The following is a 12,656-nucleotide window of genomic DNA, read 5'->3' as shown; positions in this document are numbered from 1 at the left end:
GGAAGTCTTTCCTTTTTCTTTTGAGGGTATAAGTTCATGAATGACAGTTGATTATTAGTTTGGGTATTGCTTATGAATGGTATCTATATAGTTGGTGAAATGTTTCAGGAAATGCTTAGGAGATATAACAGTGATGTATTTTCCAAAAGCAAGCAAGGTATTGTATCCCCAATCATTGTCGTTTAACGGATAAATAATCTCGTAAATATCGCTATTAATAGGTTTTATGGCATTATAGCCTAAGAGTTCCACAAATCGATCAAGAACAATTTTCTGGACATGCAGGATGACAGGTACTTTGTTTTCATTCATCCATGTACCACCATCATAGGGAAGTGGTGTAAAATGTCTTTTTGAAAAAGTATCAGAGAGAGTAAGTTCACTAATTCTAGCAACTTTAAAAACAGAAAAACGCGCTTTATCAGTATCGTAGGCATCCATATACCAACTTCGGTCCTTATAGACAATACGGTAAGGCTCACAATTTTTTTGACTCACCAGTCCTTGTGAATTAATATAGGAAAATTTTATTTTTACTCTACCTCTGATAGCTTCCAATAACTTAAAAATCAAAGTTCGGATTTCCAAGTTCCCTTGAGATAGAGACAAATCAATTTCGAAATCAGAGTATGTATTGGTAGCATTTAATTTCAATATAGCATTGAAAGTAGAGGTATCTTCCAATACTTGATAACGGCTTTTTAAACCAGATTCGATCGAAAGCCTTTCGGATTGGGTCAGGGGAGGTTTATCAGTTTGGAAGTCCTCCATAAGAAAAATGCCTCCATTTTTTCCTTTCATTACATAAAAAGGAATGCCTGCAAGAGATAAATCATCAATATCTCTCATAATAGTTCGTGTGCTGACTTTAAAAAGTTCTGATAATTCTTTAGCTGTTGTTTTTCGTTTATTTACTAAATGAGAAATAATCCCCATTTGACGGTCGATTTTCATAATTTTCTCCTTAAATATGACAGATAGTTGTCATATTACTTTTGTTATGATTATACCATAAAGAAAGGAGTTCATATAATGAAACATCAAACTAAACCATCGTTTACCTTAGTTGGCAAGAGTATTTTGATAGAAGGAACTACAGTTCATGAACATCACTATTCTAAAGAGAAAACGGCATTCTATACTCAGTTATTTAAAGAAGAAATGCTAGGAAAATTGATGCCCCATTCCATAGATAAAAGAGGCTATGCTTTGATAGTTCCTCATAAAGATGGTATACAATACTACGCAGGAGTTGCAGCAAATAATGTTGTGGCAGGTTACGAAAGCATTCTTGTCCCAGAGAAAGATTATTTAGTAAGCTCAGCCAGTGGTGATAAATCAAGACTCTTGTTTGATAAATTGGAGGATAACTTTTTTGAGGGAGAATATAGCTCGCTTTACAATGATGGAATTATCTTAGAAATACTTTTAAACGGTAATCCCATGGATGCAGAAGTTGAGCTTTGGGTTCCCAATTCAACAAACTAATAAGAACTGATAGAAAATTATTATAGTCGCAGCAAGTAAGAGGAAAGGCACAAAAGGAAGTCTTTCCTTTTTCTTTTGCAGGAGAAAAGCTAGGATCCCCGTCGCAGAAGCAAACTGGATCAAGATGAGTAATTCTGTCACACTAAAAACGAGAGCGCAAGAAGCCAGAAAGAGAAAATCCCCTGCACCCATGCGGATATCTATGAAATGAGCCATGATTCCAAGGATAATGAAGAAGACCATGACTAGATTCCAACCACAGAAAGCCATGAGGATTAGGTGGAAAGTCAGCCAGACCAGTAGGGGATATTCCTGATGGCGAAAGTCGTAGATGCCCAAGGTCAAGCCAGCAGTGATTAGGATGACTTGGCCCAAGAAAATCCAGCCCCAAGACCAAGCTAGAAAGAGGATTCCTAAGCCGAGTTCAAAGAGGGCATACCAGAATGGATAACGAATCTTGCAGTAGCGACAGCGAAAGCGATTGACCACCTGCGAAAGGATAGGAATCAAATCTAGCGGTCGCAAGCGAGTCTGACAGGAATCGCAGTGACTAGCTGGTCGGATAATGGATTGCTCAGGAAAACGGTCAATGACCAAACCCAAGAAAGAAGCGAGAATGCTCCCGACAAGAAAAAAATAAAAATCAATCATACTTATCTATTCGTAAAAAATAGAAGAAGTAGTATAATAAAGAAACATTGATAAGATGGTGAGGTCAAGATGATGATTCGTTTTGAAGAAAATATGAGCCTAGAAAATGCTCAGCACGTATGCCAATGGTCCAACTCCCTTGGCAAATCCTTTCAAGAACAATGGATGGGAACAATGATTCCTTTTCCCTTAACAATTCAAATCTTGCAAGATTTGGAAGGAATCTTTTCAATATTTGATGGACAAGAGTTTGTCGGGCTTATCCAGAAAATCAGGCTAGAAGAGAGAAATCTTCATATCGGGAGATTTTTTATCAACCCTCAGAAGCAGGGGCAGGGCTTAGGTAGCCAGGCTTTAAGGAAATTTGTTAGTTTGGCCTTTGAAAATGAAGACATAGACACTATTTCTCTAAATGTCTACGAGGCAAATCAAACAGCTTACAAGCTTTACCAAAAAGCAGGATTTGAAATCGTTCAAATGGTTGAAACACCTATACGAAAATACATCATGAAAAAGGGGAGATAGCAGTCACATGGGGCTAGAGTCCCAAGGATTTTCAAGGAAAAGGAAGTTATCTTTCAAAGTTAGAAACAAGACTTCTATGATTTCTAAGATAGAGGAGATAAAAATGTCGAGACCTAGAAAAATACGAATCTTGCTCGCTTCTGTACTTGCCTTAGTTGTTGGTTTTACTCTTTATTTTCAGTATCAAAACCACCAAGAACGCTTCCAATTAAAGACTTCCTTTGAAGAAAAGGACAGTATAGCTGTCTTACAACGTTTAATGGATTCAGGGAAATATGCGTCTGACATGCGAAAAGCAGGCTATATTGTTCCTCCCGACGGTGCTATCCGCTTGGATGGAGGAATTGACTCCATAGGGATAAAAGGAGACATTGATTTGAAAATGTTGAATCCTGGCAGGGATGAAGTCTCTGTTTTATTTGAAACAATGGTAAATGAGGAAAAAATAGATGCCTACTATATTTTAGATCATCAATTAACCATAAAACGTAGTTACTATTCTTATATTAGTAATCAAAAAAAAGAAGATGTGAACATCTCTCAAGCAGAAGAAGAACGCCTATTAAAGGTTGTTCAAAAAGAGTTGAAAGCTTTTCTAGACAAGATGTATCAGACTTTGTATGGTTGATGCTACCAGTGAGAAATGGAAGCGAGACTCTGTTCAGAGTGTCAACGATGATTAGAAAGGAGGGATAAAATGTTTACAGAATTGCTCTTCATTGTCTCTTTTGTGTTACTTTTACGTTTGTTTAAAAGTAGGCGCTCACGAATGATTATAGGAGTCTTGTATAGTTTGCTGCTAGTTTGGTTTGTCTTTTTCGTTCTGAACTATGGTAAATACACTCTTCAACCAGGTCAATCCGTCAGCTTGAGAGTAAATCCCAGAACACAAGATTTGAAATACTATTCAATCTTCATCTTGAAGAAAAACGATTCAAGTAAAATTAAATTAACTGGCTCAAGTGTTTGGAGTGAGAGTAATGGTGATGTTTACTATGAAGTAGAGGGACAAAAAATTATAAAAAGCCATGGTTTCGATGAGGAGGATGAAGAACTTTCAAACAAGCAACCAGATATTTATTTAGAAAAAGATGGAGTTGTTGTGAGTTATCAAGGTGAAAAAGTGTTTGATGCCACCAATAACAAGCCCTACACGATAACCATTACCAATGTAGACAACCAGCTAGCCCAATTTGAAGCTCAGGTGGTGGATAAATAAGCCAGTCTAGTAGTGTGTAAGCTTTTCAATTTTCATTCTTTAAAAAGGGAGCTATTATTTTAAGTAAACAAAAAAGCCTCGATTCCAAGGCTTTTCCTGTTAAGAATTTCTTTTAACGAAAATTTGGAAACGTGTTTAGAATCTGATGTACAAAAAAAGAGGACATTTGCGGTCCTCTTTTTGACTACTATATATAAAAAGGTCGATTACCGTTTAGGCTTATTTTTCGTCTTTGTGAAGCATGTTTTTAACACCTTCAATAGCACCTTCAACAGCATCTTTAGCATCTTCAGCAACCTCTTTTACTTTAGAAACAACTTTTTCAGCTGCTCCTTCTTTTTCCATTTTTTCATCGTCGATCATTTTGCCGACACCTTCTTTAATGGAGCCTTTTGCTTGGTTAAATTTTTCTTCTGTTGACATGATTCTGCCTCCTTCAAATTGATTGATTTAGACTAAATGAATTAGTGTACGCGAGCATTTTCCTTTGTTTCGCCTTTAACGGCTTCAACACCTTCGCCTACTTTTTCTTGAACAGTAGCAACACCTGAACCGATACCAGATTTCACTTTTTCAAATTGTTCTGAAGCAAATTCTCCTGTTGAAGAAGCCACGTCAGTTACTCGGTCTTGAAGGCTAACTGAATCTGCTTCATGCTGTTCCTTTGTTTTGATATCAACAACATTCACATTGACTTCAACAACTTCTAGATCAGTCATTTTTGTAACTTGTGATACGACAACATCTTTGATTTCTTTGTACAAAGCAGGGACATTCTTTTGGTATTCAACAACAACGTTCAAGTCAACTGCGACTTGTTCTTTCCCAACTTCAACATTGACACCATGAGTGACATTATCTGTATTGATAATTTTTTCTGTTAGATTAGAGAAGAATCCTCCATCAACATCCAAAAGTCCAGGTACTTTTTCAAGTGAAAGACCAATGATTTTTTGGATCACTTTGTCTTCATAAGTGAGTTCCCCTTTAACATCTTGAGAAACAACAGCAACATCTTTTTTTTCTACATTTTTATCTACATATTTATCTACGTTTGACATACGAGACTCCTTTATTTATTTAAATATTTTTCCTTAACATAATATCCAGTAAATGTTCCTAAGCCTCCACAGATTAACACAAAGAGTGTTTTGAAAAAGCCAAAGGATAAGATAAAGCAAGCGAGAATAACACCTACTAAACCTGCAATAATTGGATACTGATATTTTTTAAACCATTCCATTTTTACTTCCTTACTTTACACGACTAACAGTCTTTTTGGTCGTTTTTCGAGGTTCATACTCTTTAACTTTAACTTCAAGTTTTACCTCACGTTCAATACCAAAGAACTGCTTTAATCCATGAGTTATTTCATTCTGAATGACTAGACATCGGCTTGAGATGTTGTCTGAAGGAAGAATTTTTCCTTCTACAGTAACGAAACATTTATTTTTGCGGCTATTTACATGGACTGTTGGTTCTTTGATCAACTGATGATCAATGACCAAACATCGAACAAAGCCTTCGATAGCTGAGTTTTTTAGTTTTAATGTATCTTCTTGAGTTTCTAATTGAATCTCTAAATACTGTTTAGGATAGAAGAGTATTACTAGCATTGAAATTAACACTAAAACAGATAGGACAAGTGTCCCCCAAAAGACATATCTAGCAATCAGAAATTCAGCGTAGAGTTCTCTCCAACTGAATAAGTGGATATCTAAATCACTGACCTGATGATAATCTATGAGAATAGGAAGGAAAATAGTCAAGATTAAGATACAGAAAATAAGTAACAGTATTTTCTTTGATTTTGACATATTAAATCCTTTCAAATGAAAAGCTTTAAACCATAATTTTACCCGTCTACAGTATTCAAAATTATGGCTTATTACTTTTAATTTCTTATTAGGTAGAGCTTATTTTTTACCAAATAAGAATGAAACGACTGCAACAACAATCACTGCACCTACGATTGATGGAATAATAGCCATTCCAGCCAATGAAGGTCCCCAGCTTCCGAGAAGAGATTGTCCTACAGATGAACCGATAAGACCTGCAAAGATATTTGCAATTATTCCCATTGAACCACCTTTTTTAGTGATTGCACCTGCGGCGAGACCAATAAGACCTCCTACAATAATGGACCACAACATAGTGTATCCTCCTTTTCTATTTCTAAATCAAAGAGTCAATTTCTTTGATTGAACTAATTATATACTATCTCAACTTGGAAACATAATAGTTTGTCTTGAATTACGTACCGTAAAAATGCACTTTAGATACAAATAAATAAGAAAATCTTGATGCTACTGGGTTTCTAAGGGATTAGACTAGTCTTTTTATGACAAGCAAAAGTCGTTGTAAGAGGATAAATGGACTCCATGTGGTATAATTGCATGAAGATTGAAAGACAATCCTTCAGTTTATTATAAAGAGAGAAAAGCTATCCATGAGAGATTTATTATCTAAAAAAAGTCACAGACAATTAGAATTATTAGAATTACTGTTTGAAAACAAACGCTGGTTTCATATTTCAGAACTAGCAGAATTATTGCACTGTACAGAACGTTCTGTAAAAAATGACTTATCCCATGTCAGGTCTTCCTTTCCTGACTTGATATTTCATTCCTCAACAAACGGCATCCGTATCATTAATACCGATGATAGTGATATTGAGATGGTCTATCATCATTTTTTTAAGCATTCAACCCACTTTTCAATTTTAGAATTTATCTTCTTTAATGAAGGATGTGATACTGATAGTATTTGCAAAGAGTTTTATATCAGTTCTTCCTCTCTTTACCGTATCATCAGTCATATTAATAAAATTATTAAGAAACAATACCGTTTTGAAATTAGCCTCAATCCAGTTCGAATCACTGGAAATGAGATTGATATCCGTTACTTTTTTGCCCAGTATTTTTCAGAGAAATATTATTTCCTTGAATGGCCCTTTGAAGATTTTTCTCAAGAACCCTTGTCTCAATTATTGGAATTAGTCTATAAAGCAACTTCTTTCCCGATGAATTTATCAACTCATAGAATGTTAAAATTACTTCTGGTTACAAATTTATATCGCATAAAGTTTGGTCATTTCATGGAAGTTGAGAGAGACTCTTTTAACAACCAATTGTTGGAATCGTTTATGCAGGCAGAAGGAATCAACGAGATTGTAGCGAGTTTTGATTCTGAGTATCAGATCTCACTGAATAAAGAAGTGATCGGTCAACTATTTGTATCCTATTTTCAAAAAATGTTTTTCATAGATGAAGAATTATTCTTGAACTATGCAAAAACTGACAGCTATGTAAAAAAATCGTATCAGTTATTGGAAGATTTAGTGGATAAGGTATCAAGAGAGTATAATCTTCAAGTAGACAATAAGGACAATCTGATTTGGCATATGCACAATACGGCACATCTGCATCGCCAGGAATTATCAACAGAGTTTATCTTATTTGATCAAAAAGGCAATACAATCAAGAACTTTCAAAATATTTTCCCTCGATTTGTTTCAGAGGTGAAGGAAGGAATTGAACACTATCTAGAGGCTTTGGATATGGATCGTAGTTCAATGAAGGTCAATCATTTGACCTATACGTTTATCACCCATAGCAAACACTTAGTGTTAAACCTTTTACAAAATCAACCTAAATTAAAGGTTTTGGTTATGAGTAATTTTGATCAGTATCATGCAAAATCAGTAGCAGAGACACTTTCTTACTATTGCAGTAACAATTTTGAACTGGAAGTTTGGAGTGAATTAGAGTTATCCCTTGAGTCTCTAAAAGAATCACCATACGACATCATTATTTCTAATTTTATTATTCCTCCTATTGAAAATAAGAGATTGATTTATTCTAATAATGTCAATACAGTCGCTCTCATCTCTTTGCTTAACGCAATGATGTTTATTCGATTAGACGAGTAACTAAGAATAACAAAAAACGCTAGATAGCGTTTTTTATTTTATAAGGAAAGAATTTTATCTATACTAAACTCAGAATATCCTAAAATCTTGTCATGTTTTTGTTCGGAACAAGCAAAAAAGCCCTGATTCCAAGGCTTTTCCTGTTGTATCTAGATGCCCCCTGCATGAATTTATAAGAAATCTTCTTATTTAAAAATAAGAAAATAGGATTCCTACAAATTTGTAGGAATCCCTATTTTATCGGTATTTCTAATATATTTTTTATCCGTAAAAATACGAGCTAGTCACTTTATTTATGTTTCTACATTAGCACTAGGAACAAAGACAGCGACTAGTTTAGTAATCTTTCAAAGAATTGGATGACCTCCGGTTTGAGATTACTTTCCTTCGGTTCAACTAGTGAAACGCAAAGACTGATCCGTTCATTTTCTGCCATTGGAATCGCAATCAGTTCTTTTTCACCATCTGTTAGTGCAAGATCTGCTAGTAAGCTAATTCCAACTTGTTTACGAAGAAGTTGTTTTAGGAGCTGAATATCATTTGTCTGAAAGAAGGGAGTAGCCTTATGGTGATAACGCTCATTCAACTGTTCAAAGGCTTTTAAATGAACAAAGTGCTCATCTGGAATGATAAAATCTTCATCGATTACGTCTGAAAATTGTAATACTTTTTTTGAGGCTAGTGGATGGTTGTGATGAAGGATATAGAAGAGATCTCGTTTGGCCATTTCTCTTACCTGGAAGCGATGGTCTTTAATAGGTTCCAAACTCCCCAAAAAACTAGCATCTAGATCTCCTTTGGAAAGTAATTCCAAAAGTTCGACAGATCCTTCTTGAACAGGATGGATACTTTTAAGAGCTGCAACATTACTGATAAAGGCGGGTTGTTTTCGGACAAGATAGTCAATGATGATTGGTGGAAAACCAATCGTATTGAATTGAGAGAGACTCCGTAGAATCTCTTTTTTTGCCCCTTGAATCTCAGGTAAGACCTTTTGAATATGTCGTAGCAAGATTTCTCCTTGGGGCGTCAATTTGAAAGTACGGTGAGAAGGATCGTGCACAATTAATTGGCAGTGAAATTCCTTTTCTAGTCGTTTAATCGCATAGGAAACGGATGGTTGGCTGATCCCGTGTTTTTGGGCAACCCCAGTAAAGGATTGCTGTTGACTAAGATCAAGAAAATAATAAAAGTCCTTAAGATTCATTGGGCTCCCTCTTATAAATAGACAGACATGGATAAGCAAAAATTATCCGTGATAGCTAATTTGACTATATGATTTTTTGTTTGTTACAATCTAAGGTGAGTCAGAGGACAATTAAAGGCTATCTAAAAGATCTTCAAAAATCTTTAGGAACTTCTCCCTTTTTCCAACTGGAAGTTGTTTAATTTTCATGTTTACTCTCTTAAGTGAAAGGCTGTCGGTAGGATCTGAAGATGCTTCGAGTGAATCAAAATTGAAGAATTCTTCAGGAGTTAACTCAAGAGCAGAAATGACTTTTTCAAGACTGTGAATGGTCAGATTCACATTTTGATTTTCCAATTGATTGATGTATTTTAATCCAAGGTCTGCCCGTTCTGACAGCTCCTCTTGACTCATGTTCTGTTTTTTTCGCAAATATTTGACCTTTTGCGCTATATACCGTTGTAAATAATGTTTTGTTTTCATGTAACCAGAATACAAGTTTTAAATAACAAAATTAACACCTTAAACAAAACAACGTATGTTATAAGAAACTTATTTTGAATTTTTTGATGGGAATAACTTTCTAAAAACGTGGAAAGAATCTCGCTTTTTAAAAAGATGATCAGAACTATTTAGTAAGGAATGGACAAATCTATTATTTTGTTATTGCTTGAAGTTCCGTCATTTTAAGGGGCGTCGTCTAAATTTTCATTCAGTGATTCATCTATATTGTATCATATATATAACAAAGTGTCATATAAAGCAAAAAGTGTTATAATAGAATAAACTAATAAGGAGGTCACATTATGACTGCACATGATATTTTAAACAACCCTTTCCTCAATAAAGGAACTGCCTTTACCTTAGAGGAGCGAAAGGAACTAGGTCTTATTGGTTTACTGCCACCGTATGTTCAAACGATTGAAGAACAAGCGGCGCAAACTTATGCACAAATGCAAACAAAAGCCAATGATTTGGAAAAACGTCTTTTCCTAATGGAAATTTTTAACACGAACCGGACTCTTTTCTATTACCTCTTTTCTCAACATTTGGAGGAATTCAATCCAATTGTATACGATCCAACCATTGCAGATACCATTGAAGGCTATAGTGATCTCTTTGTAGATCCACAATATGCGGGATATCTTGATATCAATCATCCTGAAAATATTGAAGCCACTTTGAAAAATGCAGCAGGGGATCGTGAGATTCGTCTCATTGTTGTGACAGATGCAGAAGGTATTCTTGGTATTGGAGACTGGGGAACGAATGGTGTTGATATTTCTGTTGGGAAATTGATGGTCTATACTGGAGCTGCAGGGATCGATCCTTCAATGGTACTTCCTTTGGTCATTGATGCAGGTACCAACCGTGAAGAATTGCGTAACAATCCTAATTACTTAGGAAATCGTCACGAACGTGTGCGTGGTGATCGTTACTATGATTTTATCGATCAATTTGTCCAAACTGCAGAACGTCTTTTCCCTAAACTCTACCTTCACTGGGAAGATTTCGGTCGCTTAAATGCTGCCAACATCCTTGAAAAATACCGGAAGCAAATTCCAACCTTTAATGATGATATCCAAGGAACTGGTATCGTAACCCTTGGAGGTATCTTTGGTTCATTGGATATTACAGGTGAAAAATTAACGGATCAAGTTTACCTCTGCTATGGTGGTGGAACTGCTGGTGCGGGGATTGCCTCTCGTGTGCTTCGTGAAATGGTCAGTGAAGGCCTTTCTGAAGAAGAAGCTTATAAACGCTTCTTTATGGTGGATAAACAAGGTCTTCTCTTTGATGATATGGATGACTTAACTCCGGAACAAAAACCATTTGCTAAGAAACGTTCTGATTTTGCCAACGCGGATAAACTGACAGACCTTCTTGAAGTAGTGAAGGCGGTTAAACCAACGATTCTTGTGGGAACTTCCACTCAGCCAAATACCTTCACCAAAGAAATCGTAGAAGCTATGTGTGAAAATACAGAACGCCCAATGATCTTCCCATTGTCCAATCCTACAAAGCTCGCAGAAGCAAGTGCCAAAGATTTGATCGAGTGGTCAGACGGAAAAGCGTTTGTTGCGACAGGAATTCCAGCTGGTACAGTTTCCTATAAAGGTGTGGACTACGTGATTGGTCAAGCGAACAACGCTTTGATTTACCCAGGTCTTGGTCTAGGTATGCTGGCTTCTGAAGCAAGTCTGTTGACTGATGAAATGATTGGAGCAGCGGCTCATTCATTGAGTGGTATTGTCAATCCAGGCCAACCAGGAGCTCCTGTTTTGCCACCGTTCAAATATGTAGCAGATGTTTCTATTAAAGTAGCAGAAGCAGTCGCTAAAAAAGCACAAGAACAAGGTCTTGCACGTGCTCAAGAAACAGATATGGCTAAAGCAGTCCGTGATTTGAAATGGTATCCAACCTATCAATAATTTAAAATAGACAACACTCAGATGAAGTGTACGAGAGCTGGCTTCTATCTGGCTTCGTACACTTTTTTAATGATAAAGAAAGGATTCTTATGGAAATCTTATTCACCTCTATTGAGAGCATTATTCCAATCATTGTGATTATTGTACTCGGATATACCTTAAAAGTTCGTGGTTGGTTTTCAGAGAATTTTGGGCCTAATTTATCTCGCCTGATTATGAATGTGGCATTACCAGTTTCAATCTTTGTATCAGTGATGAAATATCTAACACTGGATAATCTGATCAGCCTATCCGGAGGCCTCCTCTATACGTTTGCAGCCTTTATTTTAGGCTATATCGTAGCTTATATTGCTGTTGTTGTTTTCAAGGTTCGTAAAGGTCGTCGCGGGACCATGATTAATACCTTTGTCAATGCCAACACTATTTTTATTGGATTGCCGTTAAACGTTGCTCTTTTTGGAGATCAAGCACTACCCTATTTTTTGATTTATTATATCACAAACACCATTTCCACTTGGACCTTGGGTGTCTATTTGATGACGAGCGATAGTAAATCAGGGCACAGTAATAAAGCAACAAAATTTGATTGGAAGAAATTGTTGCCAGCCCCTCTAGTAGGCTTTCTGGTTGCACTTGTATTTTTGATTCTTCGTATCCCGGTGCCAGCTTTTGCGACTAATACCTTAACGTATATCGGAAATATTGTTACTCCATTATCCCTTATTTATATTGGGATTGTTCTTGCTAAAGCAGGTTTGAATACCATTACCTTAGATAAAGATACTATTGTGACGTTAGTTGGTCGTTTTGTTTTAGGCCCACTTGTTATGTTTGTGATTCTTGCCTTGACAGCTAAAGGTATGCCATCAGCTGAATTCAAGACATTCGTTGTTCAATCGGCAGCGCCAGCTTTAGCAGTCTTACCAATCCTTGCTAGTCAAGGGGACGGAGACGTTGAGTTTTCAACTAATGTGGTCACTTTGAGCACAGTTCTATTTGTGGTTGTTATTCCAATCGTAATGATTTTTCTGGGATAATAGGTCTTAAAAAATAGTTATTCAACTTTTTTAGTACCTTTTTTCAAATTCTTACTGGAGTTAATTGACTAAAAATTTATTAGAATAATATTTTCTATATTAAAGAATAAGCGAGCCTTTTAAGAAGACTCGCTTATTCTGTGCTTATAAAAAATAGAACAATTTTCTTAAAAAGTATCAAAAAAAA

Annotated in this window: 16 protein-coding genes; 7 read left to right on the top strand and 9 right to left on the bottom strand. The window is 35.9% G+C overall.

Annotated elements, in window-relative coordinates; genetic code table 11:
- Positions 1-54: 54 nt before the first annotated feature.
- Positions 55-954, bottom strand: coding sequence for a YafY family protein (locus NMM25_RS08545; RefSeq protein WP_254736578.1), 900 nt, complete (start codon positions 952-954; stop codon positions 55-57).
- 78 nt (positions 955-1,032) lie between these two features.
- On the opposite strand from NMM25_RS08545, the gene NMM25_RS08540 reads away from it, so the two are divergent.
- Positions 1,033-1,488 (top strand): effector binding domain-containing protein, encoded by a 456-nt coding sequence (locus tag NMM25_RS08540; protein WP_254736577.1) that lies wholly within the window; start codon positions 1,033-1,035, stop codon positions 1,486-1,488.
- Here the strand turns inward: NMM25_RS08540 and NMM25_RS08535 are convergent.
- A complete protein-coding gene (locus NMM25_RS08535; protein WP_254736576.1) occupies positions 1,477-2,139 on the bottom strand; it encodes an A24 family peptidase in 663 nt (220 codons plus the stop codon). The genes NMM25_RS08540 and NMM25_RS08535 overlap by 12 nt on opposite strands.
- A gap of 69 nt (positions 2,140-2,208) precedes the next feature.
- On the opposite strand from NMM25_RS08535, the gene NMM25_RS08530 reads away from it, so the two are divergent.
- From NMM25_RS08530 to NMM25_RS08520, 3 genes are all read left to right on the top strand, one after another.
- The gene (locus NMM25_RS08530) at positions 2,209-2,664 is read left to right on the top strand and encodes a GNAT family N-acetyltransferase (protein WP_254736575.1); all 456 of its coding nucleotides are present in this window, start codon (positions 2,209-2,211) and stop codon (positions 2,662-2,664) included.
- 103 nt (positions 2,665-2,767) lie between these two features.
- Positions 2,768-3,292: a thiol-disulfide isomerase gene (locus tag NMM25_RS08525; protein ID WP_254736574.1), complete on the top strand. Its 525-nt coding sequence runs from the start codon at positions 2,768-2,770 to the stop codon at positions 3,290-3,292.
- A 69-nt stretch (positions 3,293-3,361) separates the two neighbouring features.
- Positions 3,362-3,883 carry a hypothetical protein gene (locus NMM25_RS08520; RefSeq protein ID WP_254736573.1) on the top strand — a complete coding sequence of 174 codons (522 nt, stop codon included), beginning with the start codon at positions 3,362-3,364 and terminating at the stop codon, positions 3,881-3,883.
- Positions 3,884-4,102: 219 nt separating this feature from the next.
- On the opposite strand, the gene NMM25_RS08515 is transcribed toward NMM25_RS08520, so the two are convergent.
- From NMM25_RS08515 to NMM25_RS08495, 5 genes are all read right to left on the bottom strand, one after another.
- Positions 4,103-4,306 carry a CsbD family protein gene (locus NMM25_RS08515; protein ID WP_254736572.1) on the bottom strand — a complete coding sequence of 68 codons (204 nt, stop codon included), beginning with the start codon at positions 4,304-4,306 and terminating at the stop codon, positions 4,103-4,105.
- Between the two features lie 41 nt (positions 4,307-4,347).
- Positions 4,348-4,944 (bottom strand): Asp23/Gls24 family envelope stress response protein, encoded by a 597-nt coding sequence (locus tag NMM25_RS08510; RefSeq protein WP_254736571.1) that lies wholly within the window; start codon positions 4,942-4,944, stop codon positions 4,348-4,350.
- 11 nt (positions 4,945-4,955) lie between these two features.
- A complete protein-coding gene (locus NMM25_RS08505; protein ID WP_045592535.1) occupies positions 4,956-5,126 on the bottom strand; it encodes a DUF2273 domain-containing protein in 171 nt (56 codons plus the stop codon).
- A 10-nt stretch (positions 5,127-5,136) separates the two neighbouring features.
- Positions 5,137-5,700 (bottom strand): alkaline shock response membrane anchor protein AmaP, encoded by a 564-nt coding sequence (amaP, locus tag NMM25_RS08500; protein ID WP_254736570.1) that lies wholly within the window; start codon positions 5,698-5,700, stop codon positions 5,137-5,139.
- A gap of 99 nt (positions 5,701-5,799) precedes the next feature.
- Complete coding sequence (locus NMM25_RS08495; RefSeq protein WP_042768735.1) at positions 5,800-6,036, bottom strand: GlsB/YeaQ/YmgE family stress response membrane protein; 237 nt, start codon at positions 6,034-6,036, stop codon at positions 5,800-5,802.
- A gap of 296 nt (positions 6,037-6,332) precedes the next feature.
- On the opposite strand from NMM25_RS08495, the gene NMM25_RS08490 reads away from it, so the two are divergent.
- Entirely contained in the window at positions 6,333-7,814 is a 1,482-nt protein-coding gene (locus NMM25_RS08490) for a M protein trans-acting positive regulator PRD domain-containing protein (protein WP_254736569.1), read from the top strand.
- A 331-nt stretch (positions 7,815-8,145) separates the two neighbouring features.
- Here NMM25_RS08490 and NMM25_RS08485 read toward each other — a convergent pair whose 3' ends face one another.
- Both NMM25_RS08485 and NMM25_RS08480 read right to left on the bottom strand, forming a co-directional pair.
- On the bottom strand, positions 8,146-9,021 hold the full coding sequence (locus NMM25_RS08485; protein WP_254736568.1) for a LysR family transcriptional regulator: 876 nt from the start codon (positions 9,019-9,021) through the stop codon (positions 8,146-8,148).
- A gap of 111 nt (positions 9,022-9,132) precedes the next feature.
- Positions 9,133-9,483 carry a helix-turn-helix domain-containing protein gene (locus NMM25_RS08480; protein WP_008809761.1) on the bottom strand — a complete coding sequence of 117 codons (351 nt, stop codon included), beginning with the start codon at positions 9,481-9,483 and terminating at the stop codon, positions 9,133-9,135.
- Between the two features lie 323 nt (positions 9,484-9,806).
- Here NMM25_RS08480 and NMM25_RS08475 point away from each other — a divergent pair, with 323 nt between their 5' ends.
- A complete protein-coding gene (locus tag NMM25_RS08475) occupies positions 9,807-11,432 on the top strand; it encodes a malolactic enzyme (protein ID WP_254736567.1) in 1,626 nt (541 codons plus the stop codon).
- An 89-nt stretch (positions 11,433-11,521) separates the two neighbouring features.
- Positions 11,522-12,469: an AEC family transporter gene (locus NMM25_RS08470; protein ID WP_254736566.1), complete on the top strand. Its 948-nt coding sequence runs from the start codon at positions 11,522-11,524 to the stop codon at positions 12,467-12,469.
- Positions 12,470-12,656: the final 187 nt, after the last annotated feature.

This window comes from Streptococcus sp. CF10-1, from assembly GCF_024295825.1.
In the GTDB taxonomy this organism is placed as follows: domain Bacteria; phylum Bacillota; class Bacilli; order Lactobacillales; family Streptococcaceae; genus Streptococcus.
Note: the sequence above shows the minus strand (reverse complement) of the source record. Positions and strands in the feature narration are given on the sequence as shown.

Excerpts from the sequence above, each read along its gene's own strand:
- NMM25_RS08480 (WP_008809761.1), bottom strand. The coding sequence starts at position 9,483 with ATGAAAACAAAACATTATTTACAACGGTATATAGCGCAAAAGGTCAAA.
- NMM25_RS08495 (WP_042768735.1), bottom strand. The coding sequence starts at position 6,036 with ATGTTGTGGTCCATTATTGTAGGAGGTCTTATTGGTCTCGCCGCAGGT.
- amaP (WP_254736570.1), bottom strand. The coding sequence starts at position 5,700 with ATGTCAAAATCAAAGAAAATACTGTTACTTATTTTCTGTATCTTAATC.
- NMM25_RS08525 (WP_254736574.1), top strand. The coding sequence starts at position 2,768 with ATGTCGAGACCTAGAAAAATACGAATCTTGCTCGCTTCTGTACTTGCC.
- NMM25_RS08510 (WP_254736571.1), bottom strand. The coding sequence starts at position 4,944 with ATGTCAAACGTAGATAAATATGTAGATAAAAATGTAGAAAAAAAAGAT.
- NMM25_RS08540 (WP_254736577.1), top strand. The coding sequence starts at position 1,033 with ATGAAACATCAAACTAAACCATCGTTTACCTTAGTTGGCAAGAGTATT.
- NMM25_RS08520 (WP_254736573.1), top strand. The coding sequence starts at position 3,362 with ATGTTTACAGAATTGCTCTTCATTGTCTCTTTTGTGTTACTTTTACGT.
- NMM25_RS08545 (WP_254736578.1), bottom strand. The coding sequence starts at position 954 with ATGAAAATCGACCGTCAAATGGGGATTATTTCTCATTTAGTAAATAAA.
- NMM25_RS08485 (WP_254736568.1), bottom strand. The coding sequence starts at position 9,021 with ATGAATCTTAAGGACTTTTATTATTTTCTTGATCTTAGTCAACAGCAA.
- NMM25_RS08475 (WP_254736567.1), top strand. The coding sequence starts at position 9,807 with ATGACTGCACATGATATTTTAAACAACCCTTTCCTCAATAAAGGAACT.
- NMM25_RS08515 (WP_254736572.1), bottom strand. The coding sequence starts at position 4,306 with ATGTCAACAGAAGAAAAATTTAACCAAGCAAAAGGCTCCATTAAAGAA.
- NMM25_RS08505 (WP_045592535.1), bottom strand. The coding sequence starts at position 5,126 with ATGGAATGGTTTAAAAAATATCAGTATCCAATTATTGCAGGTTTAGTA.
- NMM25_RS08530 (WP_254736575.1), top strand. The coding sequence starts at position 2,209 with ATGATGATTCGTTTTGAAGAAAATATGAGCCTAGAAAATGCTCAGCAC.
- NMM25_RS08535 (WP_254736576.1), bottom strand. The coding sequence starts at position 2,139 with ATGATTGATTTTTATTTTTTTCTTGTCGGGAGCATTCTCGCTTCTTTC.
- NMM25_RS08470 (WP_254736566.1), top strand. The coding sequence starts at position 11,522 with ATGGAAATCTTATTCACCTCTATTGAGAGCATTATTCCAATCATTGTG.
- NMM25_RS08490 (WP_254736569.1), top strand. The coding sequence starts at position 6,333 with ATGAGAGATTTATTATCTAAAAAAAGTCACAGACAATTAGAATTATTA.